The organism is Hongsoonwoonella zoysiae, from assembly GCF_013266695.1.
GTDB classification, from domain to species: domain Bacteria; phylum Pseudomonadota; class Alphaproteobacteria; order Rhizobiales; family Stappiaceae; genus Hongsoonwoonella; species Hongsoonwoonella zoysiae.
On record NZ_JABRXF010000001.1, the window covers coordinates 1,245,736 to 1,271,601 of the forward strand.

A 25,866-nucleotide genomic window follows, 5' to 3' on the forward strand; every position below is an offset into this window, starting at 1 on the left:
GTTCCGATTACCGCGCAGACGTTGGGCGTCATGCTGGCTGGCGTGATGCTGGGGCCTGTCCGCGGTGCGGTTGCGGTCGTTCTGTTTCTCTTCCTGGTGGCGATTGGCGCCCCCCTTCTTGCGGGCGGGCGTGGCGGGCTTGGCATCTTCGCGGGGCCGTCGGCCGGGTTTTTGATCGGATGGCCCGTGGGCGCCTTCATTGCGGGCGGCCTGATGCGGCAAATGAAAGAGCGATCGGTTATCGTCTCCGCCGGTGTATCCGCTGCTATTGGCGGCATAGGCGTCGTTTATCTTTTCGGTATCCCGGGGCTTATGCTTCTGGCTGATTTGTCGTTCGGACAAGCGGCATTTGGCAGTTTGGTATACATCCCAGGCGACCTTATCAAAGTGGCTTTGACGGCTGTGATCGCGCAATCGGTGGCGCGAGGATTGCCAAGCGCATTGGTGTCGCGGGTATGAGCTATGTCGGCGCGCCGATAGCCGAGCACGCGCGCCGACCCGCCGACGAGACAGCGCTCGCTTGCGGCAATGACAGCCTGACATGGTCGGATCTCGAGGCGACCGTCGAGGTTATCGCGAGGCAGGCGGCGGGCAAGGCACCTGCGGGAGCGCGTGTGGTGCTGGACCTCAAGGACCCCAGCGATATCCTGGTTTCCTTGATCGCGACGGCGCGCACGGGGCAGGCGGCGATCCTTCCGGATCCGAATTGGCGCGAAGGGCTGATGAATGCGCTCAAGCGCGTTGCCGATGCGGCAATCGAACCTCAAGATATTGAAAAATCGGATAAATCCGACCATCTCTTGCATCCCGAGCCGAAGCCGGAAGATGCGTTTTACATTGGCTTCACTTCCGGCTCGACCGGCTATCCGAAAGCCTTCCGGCGGTCGCACCGTTCCTGGCTCGCCAGCTTCAAGGCGGCGGAAGATGCCTTTGGGCTATCCCCGCAAGATCGCATCATGGTGCCAGGCGGCATGTCCCATTCCCTCCACCTTTTCGCTGCGGTTCACGGGCTGCATCTCGGCGCGACGGTACATCTCGTCAAAAAGTTTTCCCCGCGCGGCGTATTGGCGACGATGATGGAGCGGAAATGCACGACGCTTTACGCGACGCCGACACAGATGCAGCTTTTGTGCCGTGCCGCCCTTGCCGAAGGCCTCGAAATTCCGGCGCTGAAGAGAATTCTGATCAGTGGATCGAAGGTGAACGAAAAATCCAGAGGGGTCATTCTCGACGCCTTTCGTGGCTCGGAGGTTTTCGAGTTCTACGGCACCTCGGAAACGAGCTTCGTCGCCTGCCGGGCATCGAAAGAAGTTATCCCCGCCGGCTCCGCAGGCCGGATAATGGCGGGCGTGGAGGCGGAGGTGCGACGCGATGATGGCGCGAAATGCCAGGCGGGAGAAACAGGTGTCATCTGGGTAAAGAGCGATCAGCTCTTCGATGGCTATGAATTCGGCGAGGACAGCGAAACACGTTTCGAAGACGGCTGGCTGACGGTGGGCGATTGCGGCTGGTTCGATGCGGAGGGCTACCTTTTCGTCAACGGGCGGCGCAAACGCATGCTTGTCAGCGCGGGCGTGAATGTCTTTGCCGAAGAGATCGAGCGGGTGCTCGAAAGTCTGCCGGGAATTGAAGCGGCGGCGGCGTTCGGCATCGACGACGAATTGCGTGGCACGCGGATCGTGGCCGTGGTGTCTACCAAATCCGAAACCAGCGAGGGAGAGCTTCGCCGCGCCTGCCTGCAGCAGCTTCCCTCGATCAAGGTTCCGCGACGGATTTTCACCGTGGCGGACTGGCCGCTGACGCCGGGCGGCAAATCGGACCTCCTGCAGCTCAAGGTTCTGGCCACAGAGCGGGATGCGGGGTCTTGACCCGACCGGTCTTCGTGATAGCGGCCAAACGCAGCGCGGTGGTCCCGCGCGGCGGCGCATTCAAGGCGATGGAAGTCGATGAGATGGCGGCTCCGGTCATCGCGGATTGCCTCGATGCTGCCGGAGTGACGCCGGGCATGGTCGACGACGTCATCATCGGCAATGGACTTTACGGCAGCGGCAACCCGGCAAGGCGGATCGCCCTTCTTGCCGGCATTCCGGAAGGGGTGTCGGCAACGACGCTCGACCGCCAGTGCTGCTCCGGTCTCGACGCGATCGGTTCCGCCGCGCGTCTGATCGCGACAGGCGAGGCGGAGTGCGTTCTTGCAGGCGGCGTGGAAAGCTTTTCGCGCTCGCCGATCAGGCTGAAGAGACCGCTTGAGCCCGGCAACGAGCCCGAACCCTATGACAGGCCTCCCTTCTCGCCCTGGCCGGAACGGGATCCGGATATGGGGGATGCGGCAGCCAACCTCGCGAAGGCTTGGCGACTGTCGACGGACCGCCAGATCGAATGGACATGCGACAGCCATCGCAAGGCGCTTGAGGCGCGAAGCGCGGGCGATCTTGCGGCGGAAATCGTCCCGATCAACGAAACGAGTGAAGACGCCTATACGCGCAAACTATCGCCGGCAGTGTGCCGGCGGTCGAAGCGGCTGGCGGGTGACGAGGAGGCCGGCGTGCTGGCGGCGACCACGGCGGCGGAAGCCGATGCGGCGGCTTTCGTTCTCGTCATTTCCGAAAAACTGGCTGGAAAACTTGCGCCGGACTTCGCCGTGCGGATCACTGGGGTGATGACTTCGGGCGGAGACCCGGGCCTGCCGGGCCTTGCCCCGATCGATGCAACGAAGCGGCTTTTCGAAAGATCGGGTGTCAGTGTTGTCGACATCGCCGTTGCCGAGGTGATGGAAGCTTACGCCGCACAGGCGATCGCCTGCGTAGAGGGGCTTGGGCTTGATCCCGCTATCGTCAACCAAGGCGGGGGCGCGCTTGCGCGAGGACATCCCATAGGCGCATCGGGCGCGGTTCTGGCCGTGAGGCTTTTCGAGGAATTGCGTCGGGAAGGCGAGGGTGCGAAAGGGCTTGTGACGATTGCTGCCGCAGGCGGGCTTGCCACGTCGGTTTTGATTGAGCGCGTTTGAACGTAAATCAGTTTCAAATGGGACCGCAATGACGCAGGTGAGACCGGATCGGACAATATCGCCGCGGCAAACAGAGGATAGGGCCGATGACCAGTTCCCGATTTCCGCGTAAAGGCGCGTGCCGGTGCGGGCGTATCGAGATTGAAGTCACAGCACCGCCTTTGATGACCGCGGCGTGCCATTGCCGCGGCTGCCAGAAGATGAGTTCCAGCGCCTATTCGTTGACCGCCATGTTTTCGCGCCAAGCCTTCCGCGTCACGAAGGGCAAGCCTGTGAAGGGCGGCATGAAGGGGCCGGAACTCGACCATTTCTTCTGCCCATCCTGCATGAGCTGGATCTTCACGCGGGTCATGGGCATGGATGATTTCGTCAACGTGCGTCCAACGATGTTCGATAAGCCGGAATGGACGCGGCCCTTCATCGAAACCATGACAGCCGAAAAGCTGCCCTGGGTGGAAACGCCTGCCCGGCACAGCTATGAAGCCTTTCCGCCGATGGAAGATTTTCAAAAGCTCATGCGGGAGTTCGCCGAGTAGCGCTGATTGCCTGCGAACGCGATCCGGCAGGCCCCTATTCCGTGTCCAGGCGATACTTCAGGAAGGTGCTGCCGGCGTAATCCACCTCGCCGACGAACGTGGCACCCAGACGATCAAGCCACCGGAAATGTTTTCTTGAAGGTGGCAGGAGGAACGTGACAAAGGGGATGCGCCGATCCGACCTGGCAAAGGCGAGCGCCTTGCGGGCGATACGCGTGCCCAGGCCAAAGCTGCCCGGCGTCAGAACGAGGCCGAAATCCCATTCGTCGCCCTCTTTTTGAAATCCACCCCATCCGACATAGGACCCGTCGCGGAGGATCGCCCAATGACCGAGGCCATCCCGGTGCCAGCAGTCTTCCTTGGCCTTGACGAACGCGTCGCAGTCTTGCAGGTCCCAGCGTCCGGTCAGAAGGGGCATATGCTCTGCAACGCGCGGGTCGTTCATATGCGCGAGGATTTCGTTAGCCGAAATCTCAGGCAGTCGCGTGAAGGTGATTTCCGGTTCGCAGGTGGCGGTCACTGGCGCTCGATTCAAAGTCGATGGAAGGGCGGTACGCAATGGATCAGGGCCTACCATCGGCAGCGACGTTCGGGAAGCGGCGATCTCTTTCCTCAACGGTATTTGATCGGCATGCGGGGATTGCACCGCACTTGCCCACGCTCAGCGGTCGCGCCCGTGCCCGCTCCTCGCCCGGGCCCGGTATCCAGTCACGGTTCAGCAGGCGGGGGCGATAATGATTTTAACGGCCCGATGCCGCGAACCGTCTGATAATTCGGAGTACTTAGGGAGGTGGATTGGGTCCCGGATCAAGTCCGGGACGACGTCGGAGATGGGGCAGATGCCCTGAGAGGCAGGAACAAAGCCGCGGCACGGCTTTTTCCCCGTCCCTCAGATCTCGATACCTTCTTCTTCGATATAAAGGCGCACGATTTCCTCAAAGCTCCGATCGGCCTTGAAGCCGAGTGCCAGCGCGCGGCCCGCGTCGAAGCCGCGCGGCCAGCCGGCGATGATTTTGGCAATCGCAGCATCGGGCTCGTGGCGGATGAGGTTCGTTTTCGCAGGTCCCGCCACCTTGGCGAGCGTTGCGATTTCCTCCGCGATGGTAACCGCAAGGCCCGGCATGGTGAGGGCCCGGTCGTGGCCGATCTTTTCGCCATCTATTTCGGCGGCATGCAGCAAAAACCCGACCGCCGCGCGCGGGCTCGCCATCCAGTGCACCACATCCGTTCCGACCGGCAGCACCGCTTCCTCGCCGTTCAGCGGTTCGCGGATAATCCCGGAAAAGAAGCCGGAGGCCGCCTTGTTCGGCTTGCCCGGACGGACCACGATCGTCGGCAGGCGGATACTCACGCCGTCGAGGAAACCCTTGCGCGTGTAATCGTTGACCAGAAGCTCGCTGATCGCTTTCTGCGTGCCGTAGGATGTGAGCGGCGTGCGCTGGAAGGTATCGGCGATGCGTTCGGGCAGGGGCGCGCCGAAAACCGCGATCGACGACGCGAAGACAAAGCGCGGGCAATAACCGCCGCCGGCGTTGCGGATCGCCTCCAGCAGCGCGCGCGTCGCGTCGAGATTGATCCGGTAGCCCTTGTCGAAGTCGGTTTCCGCTTCGCCCGAGACGACGGCGGCAAGATGGAAGATGACGTCCGGCGCATGGGCGATGAGGCGTTCCGCCTCGCCAGGCGCCGAAATATCGCAGGCGTGCGTATCGACGGGCAGGGCCAGCCCGGACGGATGGGTCGGCTCCACAACATCGGCAAGCGTGAGCCGCGTTATTTCGTCGTCCGCGACCTTGCCCTCCGCGACCAGCCGTTCCACCAGCTTGCGGCCGATCATGCCGGCCGCTCCCAACACCAGAACGTGGCTCATATTCCTCGCACCCCTGTTTGCCTGTTTCGCGCGAGCTTACGGCACGCATGACGGGGGCGAAAGCGGCAACTGCCGTTCATCCAAGGTGTTTGACAAGATTGACGCGGTGCTTGTCTCCCACCCATTCCTCTCCGACTTCGATATAGCTGAGCCTTTTGTACCATTCGCGGTTTTTGCGCATGAGTGCGTGGGTGAAAAGCCGGATTTCAGGAAGGCCGCGCTTTCGTGCGAAACCCTCGCAATAGCGCATCATTCGTCCGCCGAGGCCGGTGCCCTGGGCATCAGGCGCAACGGCGATGCTCCAGATCAAGAGGTGATCGGGACGTTCCATCAGCGTCAGCGAACCGGTGAGCCCCGCATCACCGTCAACCACCAGAACGGTTTCCTCCGCGATGAAGGCCGAATAATCGGCGCTCATCGGTGCAGGCACCGTGTTTATGATTTCCACATAGTGGCCGTAGGCCGATCGTGCGAGATCCGATACGGCCTTCGAGTCCTCCGGCCTTGCCTGCCTCAAGCCGGCGAGTTCAGCCACCCTCACGCCCGCGCATGAAGGAAAGAGCCTCGCCGAGGTTTTGCGCCTCATTGAACACGGTGAAATCCGCACCGTCTTTCAATCGTTTGGCGGCATTGTAAAAGGCGGCGAAGGCGGCTTGCGACAGGCCGGCGCCGATCGAGACGCGCGTAACGCCGAGGTCGGACAGCTCCCTGAACGTTGGCTTGAAGCCGGGCCTGCCGGCAAGCACGTTCAGCTTCGCCGGCACCCGGCGGCGAACCTCGCCTATCGTATCCAGCGAAACGAGAGCGGGCGCATAGACAAGATCCGCTCCGGCATCCGCATAGGCGTTCAGGCGCTCGACCGCCGCGTCGAGGTCTTCGTTCGAGCGGATCGGCGCTTCGGAGCGGGCCGCCAGGACAAAGTCGGGGGCAAGTTCGTTCTTCGCGGCGACGCCCGCCCTGATGCGCTCCACGGCGAAATCCAGCGGATAATATTCGCGCTTGCCGCTGGCCTGCGACAGATCCTCGATGGAGCACCCGCAAAGGCCGGCTTCTATCGCGCCGCGGATCGTCGCCGCGACATCCTCCGGCGCGTCGCCGAAGCCGTTTTCAAGGTCGCCGTTCACCGGTAGCGACGTCGCCTCCGCGATCCTGCGCGCGTGTTCCAGCGCCATTTCCCGCGTGATCAGGCCCTGAACGTCTCCGCAGCCCTCCGTCCAGGCGAAGCCGGCACTTGTGGTCGCCATCGCCTCGAAGCCGAGCCCTTCAAGGATGCGGGCGGTGCCGACATCATGCGGGTTGGGCATGAGGAACGCTTCGTCCCGCTCGTGCAGCGCGCGGAACGCGGTGAGTTTTTCGGAATAAGACGGCATGGCGGCTTCCTCCCTGTCGCTTTCGATCGACGGAGGCTAAGCCTTCGCGGCCACGCGAAAAGGGCCGGTTGAACGAAAAACGCCGGACCATCGCGGTCCGGCGCTCAAATCGGCGTGAAAGATCCGTGCTATCCCGGGTCAGACGATGCTCGAAAGCTTCATGGCGACGCCCATGTCGCCCTCGACCTTGAGCTTGCCCGACATGAAGGCGCTTGTCGGGTCGAGGTCGCCCGCCAGCATATCTTGAAGGTTTTCGAGCGACATGATCACCGTGCAGTCGGCGTCCTTGTTTTCGTTCGAAACGTCCGTGCCGTCGACGAAGACGACGCCATCTCCACCGAGGTCGAATTTCACCGTGTCGTCGATACCACCGCCCGCGACCTTGGACTTGATGGTTTCCGTTACTTCCGCCAGCGACATTCCGCTCTCCCTGTCTTTCTGTGCCGGACGGTGTCCAGCTTTGGAATTTCCGGCGCACCTTTGCTTACGTTAACGTAATCGTCAAGTTTCGAATCTCGCCCCGTTCATCCATTTGCGAACGCAAGCCGATTGTCGTCGCGAAGCGTTTCCATCGCAATGAAGGATTTGACGTTGCGTATCGCCTCATGCGCGCCTTGCTCATTTGCGGTGTGTATCCAGGTCGGCCAGGATTTCCCGTGCCCAGGCCGAGGCATCCTGCGCGCAGATACGGTCGAACATCGCCTGCCAGCGGTCCCGGCGCTCCTCCAGCGGCATGTTGAGCGCGGCCTGCAGCGCGGCCGCAACCCCTTCCGTGGAATGCGGATTGACGATCAACGCCTCGGGCATGCCCTCCGCGGCGCCCGCGAAGCGGGAGAGCACGAGCACGCCCGGATCCTCCGCGCGCTGGGCCGCGACATATTCCTTGGCGACAAGGTTCATGCCGTCCCTGAGCGGGGTAACCAGCCCGACGCGGCTTGCGCGATAGATGCCCGCAAGCGCGCGGCGGGTGAACGAACGCGCCATGAAGCGGATCGGCGTCCAGTCGAGATCGGCGAAACGGCCGTTGATATGTCCGGTCAGTTCCTCCAGCTCGCGACGGATTTCGGCATAGGCGTCAAGTTCGGATCGCGAGGGCGGGGCCACCTGCATGAGGCTGACGCCGCCCCGGTTCTCCGGATAGTCCTCCAGCAGGCGTTCGAAGGCGCGGAAGCGCTCCGGCAGGCCTTTCGAGTAGTCGATCCTGTCGACGCCGATGATCTGCGGGCGCCCGCCGGTGAGCTTTTCGATCCGCGCCGTATGCCGGCGGGCATCGGGCGTTGTCGCAAGCTTGGAAAAACCCATGGCGTCAATGCCGATCGGATATCCCCGCACAAGCACTTCCCGTCCGCCGGCGGACACCACGCTGTTTCCCTTGTCCGTTCCCCCGATCTCGCTGATGACGAAGCGGCGGAAGTTGTCCGCATCTCGCGTCGTCTGAAAGCCGATGAGGTCATAGGCGAGCATGCGGCGCACGAGCTGATCCGCATTCGGCAGCCCGGCCAGGATCTCCGGCGCGGGAAAGGGGATGTGCAGGAAAAAGGCGACCTTGTTGTTGACGCCCATCGCCCTCAGTTCGGCGGCGAAGTTGAAGAAGTGATAGTCCTGCACCCAGATGACGTCGTCCGCCTTGAGCATGGGCCTGAGACGTGTGGCGAAACGTTCGTTGACGCGGCGATAACCTTCCTCGTAGCGCCTGCCGAAATCGGCAAGATCGAGCCGGTAGTGCAGGACGGGCCAGAGCGTGCGGTTCGCATAGCCGGCGTAGTAATCGTCGTAGTCGGCCTGCGTCATGTCGATTTGCGCAAGCGTGACGTTTTTCGTGGTCTCCGTCTGAAGCGGGCCGAAGGAGCCTTCGTCGGAGATCGTCCCCGTCCAGCCGAACCAAAGTCCCCCCATTTCCTGAAGAACGTCTACCAGGGCCACGGCAAGGCCGCCCGCCTTGCCCGTATCCTTGAGTGGCCCGACGCGGTTCGAAACGACGACCAGGCGCGACATGCCCGTTTCCTACCCCCATTTTGTATTATTAACGTCTCTTATATTCTCGTATCCCTGCCTGTTCGGCAAATTCACGCCTGTGTGGCGTCAGACCGCCACGCCCCAATCGGCGCTCAACCGCACTGCGCCGTTGATGATGCCGACCATCGAATAGGTTTGCGGGAAATTGCCCCAAAGCTCGCCCGTCGAGGGCGTCGTGTCCTCCGACAGAAGCCCGACATGGTTGCGGCAGGAAAGCATGGTCTCGTAAATCTCGCGCGCCTCATCCTTGCGGCCCATTCTGGCGAGCGCGTCGATGTACCAGAAGGTGCAGATGTTGAAGGCGTTTTCCGGCGCGCCGAAATCATCCGGCGCGTGATAGCGGAAGAGGTGATTTCCCTTCCTCAACGTCTCGCCGATCTTGTCGACCGTCTTGCCGAAGCGCGGGTCGTCGGCAGGCAGGAAACCCACCTCGGCCATGAGAAGGAGCCCGGCGTCAAGGTCGCTTCCGCCGAAGCTTTCGACGAATGCGCCGATTTTCTGATTCCAGCCCTTTTCGCAGATGACGGCGTGAATCCGGTCGGCCCGCTCGCGCCAGAACGCTTCGCGCTGGTCGAGGCCGAAGTTTCCGGCGATCTTGGCGAGCCTGTCGCACGCCGCCCAGCACATGAGTGACGAAGAGGTGTGAACGCGCGCGCGCGTTCTCAGTTCCCACATGCCGGCATCCGGCTGATCGTGCATCTGGTAAGCCTGTTCGCCGACCTTTTCCAGACGCTCGAAATCGTCGATTCCCGGCTGGTGCAGGAGGCGCTTGTCGAAGAAGGCCTGCGAAGCGCCGAGCACGATATTGCCGTAGACGTCGTGCTGGAAATGCTCGTAAGCCTGATTGCCGACGCGTACCGGCCCCATGCCGCGGTAACCCGGAAGGTCCACGAACTTCTCTTCAAGCCTGGCTTCAAGGCCGATACCGTAAAGCGGCTGCACGTGCTCGCCATCGGTCACGAGCGCGATATTGTTCAAATAGCGCAGGTAGTTTTCCATCGTCTCCATTTCGGAGAGCGAATTGAGCGCACGCACGACGAAAAACGCATCCCTCAGCCAGCAGTAGCGATAATCCCAGTTGCGCTCGGTTCCCGCCGCTTCGGGGATGGAGGTGGTGGCGGCGGCGATGATCGCGCCCGTTTCCTCGTAGGTGCAAAGCTTCAGCGTGATCGCCGCGCGGATGACGGCTTCCTGATATTCGAGCGGCAGGCCGAGCCTGCGCGTCCACAGCTTCCAGTAACGGACTGTCCCTTCCTCGAACTCCCGGCAAAGCTTTTCCGGGTGGTCGGTCAGGCTTTCATCCGGCCCCAGGTGGAAGGACATGGGCCCGTCGAGGAAGAACGGCGTTTCGTTGCGCACGTAGGTAACCGAGGCATTCGTCGTCATGCGCACGGTCGTGCCGTTGCCGACATAGCGTATATGGTTCGAACCGAACGTGATGTCCGGCACGCGCTCGCCATGGGCCATGCGCGGCCGGCACCGCACGCGGATGCGCGGATGACCGGAAATCGGCCTGACGCGTCTCACGATCCCGGTCGGACGGAACATGCGCCCGGCCCGCTCGAACCGCGGTGCGAAATCCGTGATCTCGATTGCGTTTCCCGCCTCGTCGAACAGGCGCGTTCGCACGACGGCGGTATTTTCAACATATTGCTGCTCGCAGTGCACCGTGTCCGGAAGCTCGATCGCGAACGCCCCGTCACCCTCCTCGCCACGCGTGCCCAGAAGCGAGTGAAACACGGGATCGCCGTCGAAGCGCGGCAGGCACCACCAGACGATTCGCCCGGCCTTGTCGATCAGGGCCGCGCTTGAGCAGTTGCCGATCATCGCGAGATCGAGCGAGGGTTCCACAGATATCATAGGCAATAAAACCCCTCAGGCTTTCAATCCGTCCGATTGTTGCGTGTCGTGAGCCAGCCGTGAACCGCCGGAACGTCCTTCAGCCGGAAATTCGCGATGCTTTCGCCCGCGCCCACCTTCACGCCGAAGCCGCCGAGACGGCGAGCAGCGCGCATTCCGTCCTCGTCTGTCGTATCGTCTCCGATGAAGACCGGGACACGCCCCTGAAACGGCCGCTCTTCCATGAAGGTTTCCACGATCCGGCCCTTGTCCCAGAGATCCGGCTTGGCCTCGACGACCATCTTTCCGGAAACCAGATGCAGATCCTCCAGGTCGGCGATCGCATTTTTCATGAATGCGAGAATATCGGGGCCGGATTGCGGCAGCGCGCGAAAGTGCACGGCAAGAGCCGCGCCCTTGTCCTCCACGAAGACCCCGTCGCGAATGATTTTCGCGCGGGAAAGCCTTTCGCGCAGCACGTCGATTTCCGTTCCGATTTCCGCAGTGACAACAGGGTCTTCGGGTTTCAGGCGATATTCCAACCCGTGCAGTCCCGCGGTCGGGAGGCGCAAGGGAGACAGGAACCAGTCGATTTCCTGAACAGGACGTCCGCTGACGACGGCGAGCGCACCGCCGAGATACGAGAGGCAGCCGGTGAGGGCCGATGTCAGCCCTTCAGCCGGTTCGACCTCTTCCGGCGTGTCGACGATTTCGACGAGCGTGCCGTCAAAATCCAGGAAGACGGCCATATTCGAAGCGAGTTCGGGAAGCGCGCGCATGCGGCTGAGAGTATCGAATAGTGCACCGCAGGAAAAGTCGGTGGGGCTTATTTGCAGTGCACCATTCAAAGCAAGGGCATGATTACGCTTGGCCAACCATTACGAAGAAGTGTAGTCAGGCCGCTTCCTCGCTCGCCATGGCACCCGGTCCGGGCTTGGCGCCCTTCGGGCATTTGCCGAGGATGATCATCCCGAGCACTTCGTCCTTGGTGACGTCGGACGTGCGCGCGGTGCCGACAAGCTGGCCGTTCTTCATCACCGCCACGCGGTCGGCAAGATCGAAGACGTCGTGGATGTCGTGGCTGATGAGGAAGATGCCGATGCCTTCGTCCTTCAGCTTCTTGGTCAGCTCCGCCACCTGCTGGGTTTCCTGGGGTCCAAGTGCCGCCGTCGGCTCGTCCATGATGATGATGCGCGCGTTGAAGTAGATCGCGCGGGCGATCGCGACCGACTGGCGCTGGCCGCCGGAAAGCGCGCGCACCGGATCCTTGAACTTTTTGAAGTTCGGGTTGAGCCTGTGCATCACCTCGCGCGCGGCCGCCTCCATCGCCACATCGTCGAGCGTGCCCCAGGCGGTACGCAACTCCCGGCCCAGGAAGAGGTTGGCCGCCGCATCGACGTTGTCGGCAAGGGCAAGCGTCTGGTAGATCGTCTCGATGCCATAGCGTTTCGCATCGCGCGGGTTGTGGATATCCGCCTTCTGGCCGTCGATGAATATCTCGCCGGCGTCGCGCCGGTAGGCGCCCGACAGGATCTTGATCAGCGTCGATTTGCCCGCGCCGTTATGGCCGAGCAAGCCGACGACTTCGCCGGGGTAAAGGTCGACGGAGACATGATCCACCGCCTTGATGCCGCCGAACGAGATCGACATGTCCCGCATTTCCACGAGCGGGGTGCCGCTGATGGTCGAGGAGCCGGGTTCGTGTCCCAGATTTTCCGCCATTTTATCCTCCCTCAGCCCGCGCGCTTGCGATAGAGCGTGTCGATGAAGACCGCCAACACCAGAACGATGCCGACGACGATGTTCTGCAGGGGCGAATCGAGCCCCATGAGCACCATGCCCGTTTGCAGCGACTGCATGACGGCCGCGCCCAGCATTGCTCCGGCGATCGTGCCCGCGCCGCCGGCAAGGGACGTTCCGCCGATAACCGCCGCGGCGATGGTGTAAAGCTCGTCGAGCGTGCCTTGCGCGTTGGTGGCCGAGGTCAGGCGCGCGGTGGAAATCGCAGCCGCGATGGCCGCCAGCATGCCCATGAGCGCGAAGACATAGACCGTGATCTTGCGGGTATCGACGCCGGCAAGAGCTGCGGCTTCCGGATTGCCGCCGATGGCGAAAACGTAGCGCCCGAAGCGTGTGCGCTTGGCAAGAAACGTCATGACGATGCCCACGCCCACGGCAACAAGCACCGGCACGGCGTAACCGAAACTGATCTCCAGCCCGCCTTCGGGGATGGCGATGCCCTGTTCCTTGGCGAAGCGGCGGGCAAGTGCTGGCGGCAGCGTGTAGGCGTTGACGACCCAGGTGGCGGCGATGATCGCACCGGAAGCAAGGCCGACTGTGACGATTTCCGCCCACATGGGCTTGAGCGGGAACTGGAAGCGCTTGCGCTGCCGGCGGGCGTTGACGGTGGCGAGCAGCACCAGCGCGACCGCAATCGCGGCAAGTATCCAGCTCCAGGTCTCGCCGATGGCGCCGTTCGCGCCGCCGCCGATCAGCTTGAAATTGTCATCGGTGAGCGGGATGGTCTTTCCCTGCGCCACCCACCAGGCAGCACCACGCCAGACGAGCAGCCCGCCAAGCGTCACGATGAAGGCGGGAACCCCCATGAAAGCGACGATGAAGCCCTGAAGCGCGCCGATCAGAAGGCCGATGAACATGCCCGCCAGAAGCGTGGCGATCCACACGAGCGGATGATTGAAGCCGAGCGTCTGTGTCAGATAACTCGCCTGGAAGACGGCCATGATCATGCCGGTCACGCCCAGGACCGAGCCGACCGACAGGTCGATATTGCGCGTGACGATAATAAGGACCATGCCCGTCGACATGACGGCGATCGACGCCGTCTGGACGGAGAGGTTCCACAGGTTTCGAGGCGTCAGGAAGTTGCCGCCCGAAAAGATGTCGAAACCCACCCAGATCACCAGAAGGGCCGCGATCATGCCGAGCATTCGGGTATCGATTTCAAGCGCCTGGATAATCGAGCGTGGCTGCGTCGAAGGCTGCGCCGACGCCGCCGGCTTGATGTCAGAACTCGTCGACATGGGAACTCCGTGGAAAACTGTAAGCGGTGCGTCCGGTCCATTTCACGCGAGCCGGGAAACCGCTTGAGCGTCGTGGCATCTGATGCCTGGAACCCGGGGGCCACAACGGACCGCCGTCGTGTGGCCGGCAGCCGGAGGGCAGCCCGTTGCAGGGGAGGCGCGCCGGGTTGGCGGAAGTCTCCCTCTTCAAAGGTAAGCCCGGCCCTGCCGGCGCCTGGACCGGCCGGACGTCCCGGCCGGTCCGATGCGTCCGGACTTTAGTTGCAGGCGGCGACCGAACCTGCTTCCACACCCTGGCAGACGGTGTCCTTGGACACCCAGCCGGCATCGATCACCACGTTGAGATTGTCCTGGGTGATCGGGATCGGCGCCAGGAACGTCGCGGTCATTTCAATGCCGCTCGGCCCGCCGGACCACTTCTGCGAGCCTTCGATCTCTTCAAGCGCCTTACCCTTGGCAAGGTCGACGGCGATGCTCGCAGCCGCCTTGCCAAGCTCGCGCGCATCTTTCCAGACCGAAACGGTCTGCGTGCCGAGGGCAACCCGGTTCAGCGCGGCATGGTCGCCGTCCTGGCCGGAGACCGGAACGCTGCCGTCGAGGCCCTGGGCGGCAAGAGCCGCGATCACGCCGCCGGCTGTGCCGTCGTTGGAGGCAACGACCGCGTCGACCTCGTTGTTGTTGGCGGTCAGGAACTGCTCCATGTTGCGCTGCGCGTTAGCCGGCAGCCAGCCGTCGGTATAGGCTTCGCCCACGACCTTGATCTTGCCGGCGTCGATCGCTTCCTGCAGCACTTCGAGCTGACCGGAGTGCAGGAAATCGGCGTTCGGATCGGCGGAAGAACCCTTAATGAAGACGTAATTGCCCTCAGGCTGAACCTTGAAAACCTCGCGCGCCTGGATGCGGCCGACTTCCTTGTTGTCGAAGGTGAGGTAATAGGCGTCCGGAATTTCGATCAGACGGTCGTAGCCGACGACCGGAATGCCCTCGTTCACGGCCTTTTCGACGGCCGGGCGGATCGCCTCGGAATCCTGGGCAAGGATGATCAGCGCGTCGGCGCCGCGCGAAATCAGGCTTTCCACGTCCGAAAGCTGCTTGGCGGCCGAGGACTGCGCGTCGGCGGAGATATATTCCGCGCCGAGAGCTTCGAGCTGGCTCTTGATCGCCGCCTCGTCCGTCTTCCAGCGCTCCTCCTGGAAGTTCGACCAGCTCACGCCGACGGTGATGTCCTGCGCGTTGGCCGCGGTCAAGGCGGTGGCGGACAGTAGCGCGCCCGCGACGATTGGAATGAGTTTCTTCATCCTGGTGTTTCCTCCTGACACACCGTCCCTCCCATGCGGAACGGAAATTCTTGTTCGACGCTCCTGAATACGTGCGAGCGCCACTGGCGAACAACCGCACGATAATTTTTTTGGCGTCCGAAAAAAAGTTGCTCCAATCCGATCCTGCTGTCAACATGGTTTCGCAAAACAGATCGGCGTAGCTAAAAATAACGAGAAATGGCCGCCGGCGGATTCATGGGTGGAAACGTGAGGCAAGGCGATAAACATGACGGAAAAGGCTGACCGCGATCAGATACGCCGGCAGAACCGGTCGATCGTGCTTCAGGCCTTGCGGCGGGACGGCCCGCAGGCGCGGATCGACCTTGGACGCGCGACGCAACTGAGCCCGGCGACCGTTACCTCGATCACCTCCGACCTTATCCAGGAAGGGTTGATCGCAGGCGTGGAAGATGGCGTGCAAAAGGCGCCCCAGAAGGCGCCGATGGCGCGCGGGCGGCCGCGTTCGCTGCTCGCGCTCAACCCGGCGGCAGCCAGTGTCGTCGCCATTAAAATTTCCGTGAATACGATAGATCTCGTGCTTGCCGACTATGCCGGGCGCATCGCCGCGCGCGAGCGCCTTTCCTTCGACAGCGCGAATATCTCGGGCGGCGACTTCGTCGAAACGCTGGTCGGCGCGGCGAAAGCCTTTTGCGACGCCAACAGCCTTTCGGACGGGAATTTGCTGGAGATATCGATCGCCGCCCAGGGCGTGGTCGATTCGAGCGCCGGCACGATCGTCTGGAGTCCGGCGCTGCCGGCGCGCAATGTGCCCGTCGTCGAACCTTTGAGCCGCGCCATCGGGGCGCATTGCATGCTCTCCAACGACACCAACATGATCGCGGAGGCCCTGCACTGGTCGGATCCGCGGCGTTATGGCGGCACTTTCGCGGTGATCTTCATCGATTACGGCGTCGGCATGGGGCTTTACGTCGACAACAAGCTCTTCGTGGGGGAAACGGGGGCGGCGGCCGAAATCGGCCACACGAATCATATTCCGGGCGGGGCGCTGTGCCGCTGCGGGCGGCGCGGCTGCCTGGAGGCCTATCTCGGCGACTACGCGATCCTTCGCATGGCCCGCGACCTGCCGCCCTCAACGCAGCCGGAGGATATTCCGGTTTCGACCCGGACTTTTCCAGATCTCGTCGATGCGGCGGCCGCCGGAAAGGAGGCGGTGCTCGGTGCCTTCCACGAGGCGGGCGTGGCGCTGGGCTACGGCGTCGCGAGGCTCGCCGCGATCCTGAGCCCGTCGCCGATCATCCTGACGGGTGCCGGCATCGTCGCCTATCCCTTCATGGAGGCGGGCATTCGAAAGGGGCTGGAAGAGGCGCTGGTGGAAGACCTGCGCAAGACCGTGCATATCGAGCGCGTCGATTGGGAGGAGGATCTCATTGTCCATGGCACGCTCGCGCAGGCCATGCGCAGGTTCGACTTCGAGATGTTCAGCGAGGCGCGTGCCTGCGAACCGTCAGGCGTGCGGGAGGAAACGAACTGATGGAAAAAATGCTGGCAGTTTTTTTCGCCGGCGTGGCGATCGTCCTTGCTCCGGTTCCCGTCCTTTCAGCCGACAAGCCCTGGTCGGAGCGGGTGATCGGCGCCTATGCCCCATTTGATCCGACGGCCGCCGATACGCCGGAGGCGGCCAAGGCGCTGATCGAAAGGGGTGAGGCGCTATTCAAGGGAAAATTCGTCCGGCAAGACGGCGCGGGCAGGCCCGATGCCACGCAGGCGATCGTGCCGACGAAGCGCCGCCGTCCGGCGCTAGAGGCTTTTCAGCGCCTTTCGGGACCGGACGCCAATTCCTGCGCCGATTGTCATTTTGATCCGGTGCTTGGCGCGGGCGCGCCGTTTTCCGGCAGCGCCTTCGTTTCCGAAGGGTTCGAAAGCGCGGATTTCGACACCGTCGATCCGCAGTTTTCAAACCAGCGCAATTCAATCGCCCTGCACGGCGTCGGGCTTGTCGAGCTGCTCGCACGCGAAATGACGGCGGACCTGCACGACCAGCGCAAGGCGGCGCTTGCAAAGGCGCGAGAGACCGGAGAAGCGGTTATCCAGCCGCTTTCCTCCAAGGGCGTTTCCTTCGGTTCGATTACCGCACGGTCGGATGGCATCGTCGATTTCGCGAAGCTCGACGGGGTCGACCAGGACCTCGTCATCCGCCCGCTGTCGCACAAGGGCGTCATCGTCTCGTTGCGCCAGTTCGCGGTCAACGCGCTCAATACCCACCACGGCATTCAGGCGGCGGAGCGTTTCGGCGCACGCTGGACCGGCACTGCCGATTTCGACGGCGACGAGATCGCCGACGAAATCGGCGAGGGCGATGTTTCGGCACTTGTCGCCTGGATGGCGACGCGCGAAGCGCCCGGACGCAAGGCGGGCCTTCCCGATGTCTGGCGCAAGGCCGCGGCGGCCGGCGAGAAACGTTTTGCCGAGATCGGCTGCTCACAATGCCATGTGCCCGCTCTTCCGCTGGAATCCGCTATCTTCGCCGATCCAGGCCCGCTCGACACCGCCGGCACGCTTCGCGAGACGGAGGTCGCCCGCCCGATCGGGCTCGACCTTGAAGCCCTTGAGTGGGTAAAGGCGCTGCCGCGCGATGAAAAGGGGCGCATTCTCGTACCGCTTTTCGGCGATCTGAAGCGCCACAAGATTTCGGATCAACGCCGCGAGCGGCTCGGCAACGAGTTGCTTGCCCAACGTTTTGTCGAACGCGACGTCTTCATGACGGCGGAACTTTGGGGCGTCGGCTCCACCGCCCCTTACGGCCATCGCGGCGACCTGACGACGCTTGACGAGGTCATCCGCGCGCATGCGGGTGAAGCGACTGATGTTCGCAAGCGCTACGAGGATCTTGACGAGGAGGATCGCCAGACGATCATCGCCTTCCTTCGCAGCCTGGAGATTACGCAATGACGAGCCGCAGGTTTTCTCGCGAATCGCTGCTGGCGGGTACCGTACTTCTGATCCTGACGCCCCTTGCGGCGCGGGCCCAAGCCCAGACGCATGCGCCCGTACCGCATTTCGCCGAGGAGGCGTCGCTCGCCGGCATCGACCATAAATACACCGGACCCTGGGAGTTTTTCGTTGGCGGCGGTGCCGCGATCTTCGATTGCAGCGGCGACCGCAAGCCCGATCTTTTCATAGCGGGCGGCACCGCGCGGGCAAAGCTTTACCGAAACCTTTCGTCCGCCGGCGGTGCGTTGAAATTCGAAGAGGTTCCGCTCGACCTGCCGGAACGCCTTGTGGAAAAGGTGACCGGCGCCTACCCGGTCGATATAGACAACGACGGTATCAAGGACCTCGCCGTCATGAGGGTCGGCGAAAACCTGCTCCTCAAAGGCAAGGGCGACTGCCGCTTCGAGGAGGCGAACCGCGCCTGGGCTTTCGACGGCGGGCGCGCATGGTCGACAGGCTTTGCAGCCACCTTCGAACCCGGCAAGGCCTTCCCCACGCTTGCCTTCGGAAATTATGTCGACCGCAGCGCCCCCGGCGCGCCCTGGGGCACCTGCCATGACAACGTTCTTCACCGCCCGCGCGGCGAAGAGGGGCCGGACTACAGCGATGCCTTCCAGCTCTCGCCCGGCTATTGCAGCCTGTCGATGCTTTTCACCGACTGGAACCGGTCCGGCGAGCCCGCATTGAGGATTTCCAACGACCGTCAATATTACCGCGGCGGTGAGGAACAGCTCTGGGCCGTGCCGCCGGGCCGCCCGCCCCGTCCCTACCGCAAGGCCGATGGCTGGCAGCACGTGAAGATCTGGGGCATGGGAATCGCCAGCACCGACCTCGACGGCGACGGCTTTCCCGAATATGCGCTCACCAGCATGGGCGACACCAAGCTGCAGACGCTCGACAAGGAAAGCGAGCAGGAGTTTCCGATCTACCGGGACATCGCTTTCGATCTCGGGGTGACCGCCCATCGACCTTATACCGGCGACGATTCCAAGCCGTCCACGGGCTGGCATGCCGAGTTCGAGGACGTGAACAACGATACGCTGGCCGATCTCTTCATCGCCAAGGGCAATGTGGAGGCCATGCCGGATTTCGCGAGCTACGATCCCGACAATCTCCTGATCCAGGAATGGGACGGCACCTTCACGGAGCGGGGCATGGAGGCCGGTATCGCGCTCAAGCGAAAGGGGCGCGGCGGCGGCGTGGTCGACCTCAACATGGATGGCCTGCCGGATATCCTCGTCGTCAACCGGGAGGGGCCGGCAAGCCTCTTCCGCAATCTCGGCGGCGGCACGGCGGACAATCCTGTTCCACTGGGAAACTGGATCGGCGTCGAGCTTCATCAGGACGGGCCGAACAGGGATGCCATCGGCGCGCAGCTTAGCGTGAAGATCGGCAACAGAACGATCACGAGGGATCTTCAGGTCGGCGGCGGCCATGCGTCCGGCCAGATCGGCTTCGTGCATGTGGGTGTTGGCGTCGCGGAACGTGCGCAAATCCGCGTTCGCTGGCCGGACGGCGACTGGAGCCACCCCTACCGCGTCTTCACCAACAATTTCGTGCGCATCGAACGCGGCGAGGCGGACGCGCAATACTGGTATCCCGAATAGGCGATGCGGCAGGTTTTCCCGCGTGGAATAAGCCTGCCGACTGCAAGCCGGCCGCGCGGCGATCGTTGGATGAAAGCCGGCGGCCGCCGCTCACTCCGCGTCGGACAGGACTTCGTCCTTGTCGAGGTCGTATTTCTTCATCTTCTCGTAAAGCGCCTTTCGCGAAATCCCCAGCGCTTCGTAAGTCGCCTTGAGACTGCCGGCGTTGCGGGCGATTTCGGATGCGATCAGAGAACGTTCATAGGCGGCGACGCGTTCGCCAAGGCCTGAACCCTCGTCCTGCGTGGTTTCGGAACCGAGTTCTTCCAGGCCGAGCACGAAACGATCCGCGACATTGCGCAATTCGCGCACGTTGCCCGGCCAGGACTTCGCCATCAGCTTGGCCAGATAATCCGGTGGAACGTCTGGAATTTCGCGGCGGTAGCGCGCGCGGGCCTCACGGGCAAGGTGATGGAAGAGCAGGGGAATGTCTTCCCGCCGTTGCCTGAGCGGCGGGATTTCCAGCGTCACTACATTGAGCCGGTAAAAAAGGTCCTTTCGGAAGCGCCCCTCATTGCCGGCCTGTTCCAGGTCGTCCTTTGTTGCCGCGAGGAAGCGCACGTCCAGAGGAATCGCCTGGTTGGAGCCGAGCCGCTCTATGGAGCGCGTCTCGATGACGCGAAGGAGCTTCACCTGAAGGTCGAGCGGCATGGATTCGATTTCATCGAGGAAGACCGTTCCGCCATGGGCATGTTCCAGCTTGCCGATGCGCTGCTTGCTTGCCCCGGTAAAGGCGCCTTGCTCGTGGCCGAAGAGTTCCGATTCGATGATTTCCGCGGGAAGGCCGCCGCAATTGAGCGCAACGAACGGGCCGCCCCGCCGGCTGCCTTCCTCGTGCAGCGCGCGGGCGACCACCTCCTTGCCGGATCCCGTTTCGCCGATAATGAGAATATCCGCGTCGGTCGAGGCGAGTGCCGAAACCATCGCCCGCAGGCGTTCCATCGCCGGAGAGCGGCCGACAAGGCGGGCCTCCAGCCCGCCTCGTTCGCCAAGTTCTTCCCTGAGCGCACGGTTTTCGAGCACGAGACGGCGTTTTTCCAGCGCACGTTCCACAACGGTTGCGAGCTTGCCGACGGGAAATGGCTTTTCGATGAAGTCATAGGCGCCGGCGCGCATGGCTTCGACCGCCATTGGAACATCGCCATGGCCGGTGATGAGTACGACGGGAACCGCCGGGTCCACCTCGAAGGTGGTGCGCATAAGCTCCAGCCCGTCGACCTTCGGCATGCGGATGTCCGTTACGAGCACGCCGTAAAAATCACGCGCTAGGTGATCCGTCACCTCCATGGCGGTGTCGAAGGCACGTACCGTGTGGCCGTGCAATTCGAGGCCCTGCGTCAGGGCTTCCCGCAATTCGGCTTCATCGTCGACAAGAAGAACGGTGGCGTGGTCCATGCTGATCCTGTCAATTCATTCCGCGGCTGCCCGGCTTTCGCGCTCAAGCGGCAGGCGCACCGTGAAGAGCGCTCCACCGTCCTGCGATGCCGTGACATTCAGGCTGCCTGAAAAGTCATGGACGATCTTGTAAGCGATCGAAAGGCCGAGACCCAGCCCCTCGCCGACGTCCTTCGTCGTGAAAAACGGGTCGAACACCTGCGAGCGCAATTCCTCCGACACGCCCGGGCCGTTGTCTGCAACCTCGATGAGGGCGAAGCCGGCCTCGACCTTCAGCGAAATGCCAACCTTCGCGCCCGCTTCGCCGCCGACAGCGTCAAGCGCGTTGGAAATGAGATTGAGGACGACCTGCTCCAGGCGGACGCGGCCTCCGAGCACCACCGGGTCCGTATCGCCCTTGTCGACAACGATTTCCACGTCGGAGCGCTTGATGCGCGGAGACAGGAGCATCAGCGCCTCGTCGATCACCGTGACGAGACGAACGGGCTTAAGTTCCGTTCCCGCCCGGCGGGTAAAGCCTTTCAGCGTGCGCGAGATCTCCGCCATCCGCTCGACCATGGCGATGATCTTCTCGAGGTTTCCGGCCGCCTTGTCCTCCATCTTTCGCTCAAGCAGCAGCTGGGCGTTTTCCGCGTTCGAGCGGATGGCGGCGAGCGGCTGGTTGAACTCGTGACTAAGAGCTGCTGACATGCGCCCGAGCGTTGCGAGTTTCGCGGCCTGCACGAGCTCGGCCTGTGCAAGGCGAAGCTCCGCTTCCGCCGCCTCACGCTCCTCTACCTCGCGGGCGAGCAGCTTGTTGGCCTGCGAAAGATCCTGCGTTCTTTCGCGAACGCGCCGCTCCAGGCGAAGGGCCGCGGCGCGGTCGTCGCGCATCTTGCGGACCGTCGCCTTGCGCTTTTCAAGCGCTGCCCAGCCCGCTCCGGTAAGAAGAAGACAGACGAGCGCGGCGATGATCCAGGCTTTGGAGGTCTGCGACGTGGCGATCTGGGTGTTGGCGAGCGTCGAAACCTGCCAGCCGAGTACGGTGAGCGGTTTCGTCAGCCGGAGCGCTTCCAGACGCGCGGCGCCATCATCGAGGCGTACGATCTCGAAGCCCGAGCGAAGACGCGCGTGAAGGTGCATCGGAGAAGGCGGCATGCCGGCTACGGCCGGGTTTTGCACCCCGCCGGGTGCTTCCACCACCATTCGGCCTCGCCAGGAAGGGCGGTTCGTGACGACGACAATGCCGCTATCGTCGAGCGCCAGCAGCGGGTCCTTGGAAAGGGCCCAGGCCTGTTCCACGGAGGCCAGATCGACACGCACGGCGACCGCGCCGACCATTTGACCGCCGGAGCGTACGGCGGAGGCGAAAACATAGCTTCCCGCCCGCAAGGCATCGCCGGGCAGGAGCTGCCGGCCGAGCCGGCCTTCCATCGCCTCCTGGAAGGCGGTGTCGAACATGTTGAGACCGGCCGAATGCGGCCCCTGCGACGGCCATGTGCTGGAGGCGATCGTGCGGCCCGACATATCCAGAAAGACAACCTCCTGCGCGCCCGACATCGCCGCCACGACCGAGGCGACACGCTCTCCGTCCGTGCGGCTTCCCTCGGAGATCAGGTCGCGCACGTCCGGGCGCTGGGCAAGAAATGGCGGCAGAAGGCGGAACTTGTCCAACTGGCGTTCGAGCGTTGCCGCCTGAACGGCAAGCGAGGCGTCGGCGCGCGTGCGGATCTCGTCCAGGAAGAGCCGCTCGCTGAACCGCGCCGTGACCGCCGCGACAAACACCGTCAGGCAGGCGGCGGCGATGAGCGCAAGCGCTGTGGAAAAGGTCTCCCGGCGTTTTCTCGTCAAGCGGTACATTAAGGCACTCTACAGCCGAACTCCGCGAAGTTCATCCGGTCCTGTGCAAATGTCAGGCGCTTCCAGAACCGATGATCTCGCGCCGGTCTATGGCGATCGTCTTGATGAGCGCGAGCGCCTGCCCGCCCGGCGCAAGGCCCAGATCCGACACGGATGCCCGGGTGAGGCGAACGCGCAATGGCTGCTCGCCGATCCGGCAGAGGATTTCGGCGTAAGGGCCCGTTTCACTGGTTATCGCCTCGATGGTGACCGGCAGGCGGTTGCGGATGCTGAGGCCCGGGACATCCGCGAGCGCAAGTGAAACGTCGCGTGCGCGCACGCGCAGTCTCACTTCCGTTCCGGGCTCGATCCCGGTGGCGGGAACCTCGATTTCATGTCCTTCGACATCGATCGTCGACAGGCTCCAGTGGCTGTCCATCGCGCTAACGCGGCCGACGAGGACCGAGCCCGCTTCATGACGGCCGGTCGCCGCGCCGAGGTCGAGCCGTGTCATGATTTCCGCTGTCGGACCGCAGGCGACCGTCTCGCCCCTTGAGATGACGACCAGCGTGTCGGCAAGGCGGGCGACCTCCTCAAGCGCGTGGCTGACATAGAGGATCGGGATCTTCGCCTCGTGGCAAAGCCGGTCGAGGAAGGGCAGGATCTCCGCCTTGCGGCCCTGGTCGAGCGAGGCGAGCGGCTCGTCCATGACAAGAGCGCGCGGGGAGGAAAGAAGCGCGCGCCCGATGGCAACCCGCTGACGCTCGCCGCCCGAAAGCGTGCCGGGCCGGCGTGACAGCAGGCTTTCGATGCCCAAAAGCTCGACAACCTGATCGAAACGCGTCCTGTCGATCGTCCGCCCCGCCCATCGCGCGAAGGCGAGGTTCGATTTCACCGTCAGATGCGGGAAGAGGCGCGCCTCCTGGAAGACATGGCCGATGCGGCGCATCCGCACCGGCTGGTCCATGCCCTTGCCGGTGTCGAAGAGCGTCTCTCCATTGATGGCGATGCGGCCCCGCTCCGGCCGCAGAAGGCCGGCGATCATCTTGGTGATCGTCGATTTGCCCGCGCCCGAATGTCCGAACAGCGCGGTGACGCCGGAATCGGAGCGGAAGGTGGCCCTGATCGGCAGGTTGCCGGCGCTGCCCTCGATGTCGACCTCGATCATCACGTCCCTCTGATACGTCGCGAGAGGCGCCGGGCGACGGCTTCGGAGGCAATAAGCGCACCGAAGGCGACAGCCGCGGAGATGATGGTGAGCCGGAAGGCGGCGACCTCGCCGTCGGGCGTTTGGGCTGCAGTGTAGACGGCGAGCGCCAGTGTGCGGGTTTCGCCGGGGATGTTGGAAACGAAGGTGATCGTCGCGCCGAATTCACCCATCGCCTTGGCGAAACCCAGAATACCGGCGGCGAGAATGCCGGGCAGCGCTAGCGGCAGCGTGACGATGGCGAGCACTATTCCTCTGCGAAGGCCCAATGTGGCCGCCGCTTCCTCAAGTTTCGGGTCGACCGCCTCGATGGCAAGCCGGACCGGCCTGACCATCAGGGGAAAGGCCATGATGCCGGCGGCAAGGGCCGCTCCTGTCCATCTGAAGGCGAAAGTCATGCCGAAGGTGCTTTCGAGAATTGAGCCGACCGGCCCCGTCCGCCCGAAAAGGATCAACAGCACGTAGCCGGTGACCACGGGTGGGAGGACGAGCGGCATGTGAATGACGCCATTCAAGAGGCCATGGCCGGGAAAGCGCCAGCGGGCAAGCGCATAGCCCGCGAAAACCGCAACCGGCAGGGCTACGGCAAGCGCGGTGGCCGCGACCTTCAGCGTCAGCGTCAGCGCCTGCCATTCCGCCGGTGTGAGCGTGATCACCGCAGCCTCAATCGAATGGCCGCAAGCCTGCGGCGCGGAACGCTTCACGGGCTCTCGGCGTTTTCAGGAAGGTGAGAAATTCCATCGCATCCGGCTGCGCTGTCTTCGTAACGGCAGCCGGGTAGACGATGGCCGGATGGATGCCTTCCGGAATTTCGGCAACTACCGCCACATCCTTTTCGACGCTGGCGTCGGAAGCGTATACGATGCCGAGCGGCGTTTCCCCGCGAGCGACAGTGGCAAGGGCAACGCGCACGTTTTCCATTGGCGCGAGCCTGCCGGCGATCCCCTCCCAGAGGTTAAGGTTCATCAGTGCCGCCTTGGCGTAACGCCCGGCGGGGATCGTTTCCGTATCCGCAATCGCCATGCGGCGCTCGCCGAGACGAGCGGTGAGCGCGTCCGGTGTCAGGTCCAGCGGCTGCGGATTCTCCCCCGGCGCTACGACCACGAGCGTGTTCGTGGCGACGATGGTTATCGTTTCGGGATCGATTACGCCTGCCTCGCGCACATGGTCCATCCAACGCTCGTCGGCTGAAAAGAACAAGTCAGCCGGGGCGCCGGCCTCCACCTGACGGGCGATCGACGCCGTGCCCGCGAAGGAAAAGACGACTTCCTTGCCGGTCTCCTCGGTATAGGCTTCGCCGGCTGCCTCGAGCGCGTCCTTGAGGCTGGCGGCGGCAAAGACCGTGAGCCGTTCCGCCGCGATCACCGGGGACGCTGCGACCAGCGCCAGCATGGCGGCAACCGCGATCTGGAGACAGCGCATCAAGTCCGGCCCTTCGATATGTATGATTGTACACATCGAATGCTAGCCACTGTCCGCTCCCGGTTCAACATCCTTTTTCACCCGCGCTGAAAGCGCGTCCAGATCCGCCTCGGCAGTCGAGACGATCGTCGTTTCTATCGCGCGGAGGCGGGCGAGGATTTCCTCGCCAAGCCCTGTCAACCGCGCCCCGCCGCCGCCGCCGGCTCCGCCCTTGCCCGTTTCGATCAGCGGTTCGTCGAAGCCGCGGTTCAATTCGCCGACCAGGTTCCAAGCCCGCTTGTAGCTCATGGAAAGACGTCGCCCGGCGGCGCGAATCGAACCGGTTTCAGCGATGCCCTGCAAGAGGTCCGCCTTGCCCGGCCCCAGCGCTATGCCCGGCGCCAGCACGATCCGCAGCCTTACCTTGGGAAATTCGCCCGTCATCGCTCGAT

General features: G+C 63.4%; 23 protein-coding genes and 1 pseudogene (1 of these 24 only partly in view). 7 read left to right on the plus strand and 17 right to left on the minus strand.

Annotation, left to right across the window (positions count from 1 at the left end; genetic code table 11):
- From HPQ64_RS05830 to HPQ64_RS05845, 4 genes are all read left to right on the plus strand, one after another.
- Positions 1-459, plus strand: partial view of a biotin transporter BioY gene (locus HPQ64_RS05830; protein ID WP_172887382.1) — the 3' portion only. 99 nt of this gene lie to the left of the window's left edge; only the last 459 of its 558 coding nucleotides appear in the window; its start codon lies off the left edge, out of view; it ends in the stop codon at positions 457-459.
- Positions 456-1,868, plus strand: a complete 1,413-nt coding sequence (locus HPQ64_RS05835) for an AMP-binding protein (RefSeq protein WP_172887383.1) — start codon at positions 456-458, stop codon at positions 1,866-1,868. Before HPQ64_RS05830 ends, HPQ64_RS05835 begins: the two co-directional genes overlap by 4 nt.
- Positions 1,865-3,007, plus strand: coding sequence for a thiolase family protein (locus tag HPQ64_RS05840; protein WP_172887384.1), 1,143 nt, complete (start codon positions 1,865-1,867; stop codon positions 3,005-3,007). The genes HPQ64_RS05835 and HPQ64_RS05840 overlap by 4 nt, the downstream gene beginning before the upstream one ends.
- A gap of 86 nt (positions 3,008-3,093) precedes the next feature.
- The gene (locus HPQ64_RS05845; protein ID WP_172887385.1) at positions 3,094-3,543 is read left to right on the plus strand and encodes a GFA family protein; all 450 of its coding nucleotides are present in this window, start codon (positions 3,094-3,096) and stop codon (positions 3,541-3,543) included.
- Positions 3,544-3,577: 34 nt separating this feature from the next.
- Here the strand turns inward: HPQ64_RS05845 and HPQ64_RS05850 are convergent, their stop codons facing one another.
- The 11 genes and pseudogenes from HPQ64_RS05850 to xylF all read right to left on the minus strand — a co-directional run bounded on the left by HPQ64_RS05850 (position 3,578) and on the right by xylF (position 14,974).
- Positions 3,578-4,063 carry a GNAT family N-acetyltransferase gene (locus HPQ64_RS05850; RefSeq protein WP_210260105.1) on the minus strand — a complete coding sequence of 162 codons (486 nt, stop codon included), beginning with the start codon at positions 4,061-4,063 and terminating at the stop codon, positions 3,578-3,580.
- 369 nt (positions 4,064-4,432) lie between these two features.
- Positions 4,433-5,410, minus strand: a complete 978-nt coding sequence (gene denD, locus HPQ64_RS05855; protein WP_172887387.1) for a D-erythronate dehydrogenase — start codon at positions 5,408-5,410, stop codon at positions 4,433-4,435.
- Between the two features lie 76 nt (positions 5,411-5,486).
- Entirely contained in the window at positions 5,487-5,945 is a 459-nt protein-coding gene (locus tag HPQ64_RS05860) for a GNAT family N-acetyltransferase (protein WP_172887388.1), read from the minus strand.
- Positions 5,938-6,780: an isocitrate lyase/PEP mutase family protein gene (locus tag HPQ64_RS05865; RefSeq protein ID WP_172887389.1), complete on the minus strand. Its 843-nt coding sequence runs from the start codon at positions 6,778-6,780 to the stop codon at positions 5,938-5,940. The genes HPQ64_RS05860 and HPQ64_RS05865 overlap by 8 nt, the downstream gene beginning before the upstream one ends.
- 138 nt (positions 6,781-6,918) lie before the next feature.
- Positions 6,919-7,203: pseudogene (locus tag HPQ64_RS05870) on the minus strand (SCP2 sterol-binding domain-containing protein); the annotation flags it as partial.
- Between the two features lie 195 nt (positions 7,204-7,398).
- The gene (locus HPQ64_RS05875; protein ID WP_172887391.1) at positions 7,399-8,775 is read right to left on the minus strand and encodes an alpha,alpha-trehalose-phosphate synthase (UDP-forming); all 1,377 of its coding nucleotides are present in this window, start codon (positions 8,773-8,775) and stop codon (positions 7,399-7,401) included.
- Positions 8,776-8,862: 87 nt separating this feature from the next.
- A complete protein-coding gene (locus tag HPQ64_RS05880) occupies positions 8,863-10,656 on the minus strand; it encodes a glycoside hydrolase family 15 protein (protein WP_172887392.1) in 1,794 nt (597 codons plus the stop codon).
- Positions 10,657-10,679: 23 nt separating this feature from the next.
- On the minus strand, positions 10,680-11,414 hold the full coding sequence (otsB, locus tag HPQ64_RS05885; protein WP_172887393.1) for a trehalose-phosphatase: 735 nt from the start codon (positions 11,412-11,414) through the stop codon (positions 10,680-10,682).
- 115 nt (positions 11,415-11,529) lie between these two features.
- Positions 11,530-12,357 (minus strand): ATP-binding cassette domain-containing protein, encoded by an 828-nt coding sequence (locus tag HPQ64_RS05890; protein ID WP_172887394.1) that lies wholly within the window; start codon positions 12,355-12,357, stop codon positions 11,530-11,532.
- 11 nt (positions 12,358-12,368) lie between these two features.
- Positions 12,369-13,676 (minus strand): sugar ABC transporter permease, encoded by a 1,308-nt coding sequence (locus HPQ64_RS05895; protein WP_172887395.1) that lies wholly within the window; start codon positions 13,674-13,676, stop codon positions 12,369-12,371.
- A 257-nt stretch (positions 13,677-13,933) separates the two neighbouring features.
- Positions 13,934-14,974 carry a D-xylose ABC transporter substrate-binding protein gene (gene xylF, locus HPQ64_RS05900; RefSeq protein ID WP_172887396.1) on the minus strand — a complete coding sequence of 347 codons (1,041 nt, stop codon included), beginning with the start codon at positions 14,972-14,974 and terminating at the stop codon, positions 13,934-13,936.
- A 247-nt stretch (positions 14,975-15,221) separates the two neighbouring features.
- Between xylF and HPQ64_RS05905 the strand changes: the two genes are divergently transcribed.
- Genes HPQ64_RS05905 through HPQ64_RS05915 form a run of 3 tightly spaced genes read left to right on the plus strand, consistent with a single transcriptional unit; the run spans position 15,222 to position 19,554 of the window.
- Positions 15,222-16,487: an ROK family transcriptional regulator gene (locus HPQ64_RS05905; RefSeq protein WP_172887397.1), complete on the plus strand. Its 1,266-nt coding sequence runs from the start codon at positions 15,222-15,224 to the stop codon at positions 16,485-16,487.
- The gene (locus tag HPQ64_RS05910) at positions 16,487-17,905 is read left to right on the plus strand and encodes a di-heme oxidoredictase family protein (protein WP_210260106.1); all 1,419 of its coding nucleotides are present in this window, start codon (positions 16,487-16,489) and stop codon (positions 17,903-17,905) included. Before HPQ64_RS05905 ends, HPQ64_RS05910 begins: the two co-directional genes overlap by 1 nt.
- Complete coding sequence (locus HPQ64_RS05915; RefSeq protein ID WP_172887398.1) at positions 17,902-19,554, plus strand: CRTAC1 family protein; 1,653 nt, start codon at positions 17,902-17,904, stop codon at positions 19,552-19,554. Before HPQ64_RS05910 ends, HPQ64_RS05915 begins: the two co-directional genes overlap by 4 nt.
- A gap of 90 nt (positions 19,555-19,644) precedes the next feature.
- Here HPQ64_RS05915 and HPQ64_RS05920 read toward each other — a convergent pair whose 3' ends face one another.
- Genes HPQ64_RS05920 through HPQ64_RS05945 form a run of 6 tightly spaced genes read right to left on the minus strand, consistent with a single transcriptional unit; the run spans position 19,645 to position 25,858 of the window.
- On the minus strand, positions 19,645-20,988 hold the full coding sequence (locus tag HPQ64_RS05920) for a sigma-54-dependent transcriptional regulator (RefSeq protein ID WP_172887399.1): 1,344 nt from the start codon (positions 20,986-20,988) through the stop codon (positions 19,645-19,647).
- 15 nt (positions 20,989-21,003) lie between these two features.
- The gene (locus HPQ64_RS05925) at positions 21,004-22,827 is read right to left on the minus strand and encodes an ATP-binding protein (RefSeq protein WP_172887400.1); all 1,824 of its coding nucleotides are present in this window, start codon (positions 22,825-22,827) and stop codon (positions 21,004-21,006) included.
- Positions 22,828-22,879: 52 nt separating this feature from the next.
- Positions 22,880-23,974 carry a molybdenum ABC transporter ATP-binding protein gene (modC, locus tag HPQ64_RS05930; protein WP_172887401.1) on the minus strand — a complete coding sequence of 365 codons (1,095 nt, stop codon included), beginning with the start codon at positions 23,972-23,974 and terminating at the stop codon, positions 22,880-22,882.
- A complete protein-coding gene (gene modB, locus HPQ64_RS05935) occupies positions 23,974-24,717 on the minus strand; it encodes a molybdate ABC transporter permease subunit (protein WP_343035929.1) in 744 nt (247 codons plus the stop codon). Before modB ends, modC begins: the two co-directional genes overlap by 1 nt.
- Entirely contained in the window at positions 24,677-25,435 is a 759-nt protein-coding gene (modA, locus tag HPQ64_RS05940) for a molybdate ABC transporter substrate-binding protein (protein WP_246270553.1), read from the minus strand. The genes modB and modA overlap by 41 nt, the downstream gene beginning before the upstream one ends.
- A gap of 42 nt (positions 25,436-25,477) precedes the next feature.
- On the minus strand, positions 25,478-25,858 hold the full coding sequence (locus tag HPQ64_RS05945) for a winged helix-turn-helix domain-containing protein (RefSeq protein ID WP_172887403.1): 381 nt from the start codon (positions 25,856-25,858) through the stop codon (positions 25,478-25,480).
- Between the last annotated feature and the right edge of the window lie 8 nt (positions 25,859-25,866).

Excerpts from the sequence above, each read along its gene's own strand:
- HPQ64_RS05835 (WP_172887383.1), top strand. The coding sequence starts at position 456 with ATGAGCTATGTCGGCGCGCCGATAGCCGAGCACGCGCGCCGACCCGCC.
- HPQ64_RS05845 (WP_172887385.1), top strand. The coding sequence starts at position 3,094 with ATGACCAGTTCCCGATTTCCGCGTAAAGGCGCGTGCCGGTGCGGGCGT.
- denD (WP_172887387.1), bottom strand. The coding sequence starts at position 5,410 with ATGAGCCACGTTCTGGTGTTGGGAGCGGCCGGCATGATCGGCCGCAAG.
- HPQ64_RS05865 (WP_172887389.1), bottom strand. The coding sequence starts at position 6,780 with ATGCCGTCTTATTCCGAAAAACTCACCGCGTTCCGCGCGCTGCACGAG.
- HPQ64_RS05875 (WP_172887391.1), bottom strand. The coding sequence starts at position 8,775 with ATGTCGCGCCTGGTCGTCGTTTCGAACCGCGTCGGGCCACTCAAGGAT.
- HPQ64_RS05880 (WP_172887392.1), bottom strand. The coding sequence starts at position 10,656 with ATGATATCTGTGGAACCCTCGCTCGATCTCGCGATGATCGGCAACTGC.
- otsB (WP_172887393.1), bottom strand. The coding sequence starts at position 11,414 with ATGCGCGCGCTTCCCGAACTCGCTTCGAATATGGCCGTCTTCCTGGAT.
- HPQ64_RS05890 (WP_172887394.1), bottom strand. The coding sequence starts at position 12,357 with ATGGCGGAAAATCTGGGACACGAACCCGGCTCCTCGACCATCAGCGGC.
- HPQ64_RS05895 (WP_172887395.1), bottom strand. The coding sequence starts at position 13,676 with ATGTCGACGAGTTCTGACATCAAGCCGGCGGCGTCGGCGCAGCCTTCG.
- xylF (WP_172887396.1), bottom strand. The coding sequence starts at position 14,974 with ATGAAGAAACTCATTCCAATCGTCGCGGGCGCGCTACTGTCCGCCACC.
- HPQ64_RS05905 (WP_172887397.1), top strand. The coding sequence starts at position 15,222 with ATGACGGAAAAGGCTGACCGCGATCAGATACGCCGGCAGAACCGGTCG.
- HPQ64_RS05910 (WP_210260106.1), top strand. The coding sequence starts at position 16,487 with ATGGAAAAAATGCTGGCAGTTTTTTTCGCCGGCGTGGCGATCGTCCTT.
- HPQ64_RS05915 (WP_172887398.1), top strand. The coding sequence starts at position 17,902 with ATGACGAGCCGCAGGTTTTCTCGCGAATCGCTGCTGGCGGGTACCGTA.
- HPQ64_RS05920 (WP_172887399.1), bottom strand. The coding sequence starts at position 20,988 with ATGGACCACGCCACCGTTCTTCTTGTCGACGATGAAGCCGAATTGCGG.
- HPQ64_RS05925 (WP_172887400.1), bottom strand. The coding sequence starts at position 22,827 with ATGTACCGCTTGACGAGAAAACGCCGGGAGACCTTTTCCACAGCGCTT.
- modC (WP_172887401.1), bottom strand. The coding sequence starts at position 23,974 with ATGATCGAGGTCGACATCGAGGGCAGCGCCGGCAACCTGCCGATCAGG.
- modA (WP_246270553.1), bottom strand. The coding sequence starts at position 25,435 with ATGCGCTGTCTCCAGATCGCGGTTGCCGCCATGCTGGCGCTGGTCGCA.
- HPQ64_RS05945 (WP_172887403.1), bottom strand. The coding sequence starts at position 25,858 with ATGACGGGCGAATTTCCCAAGGTAAGGCTGCGGATCGTGCTGGCGCCG.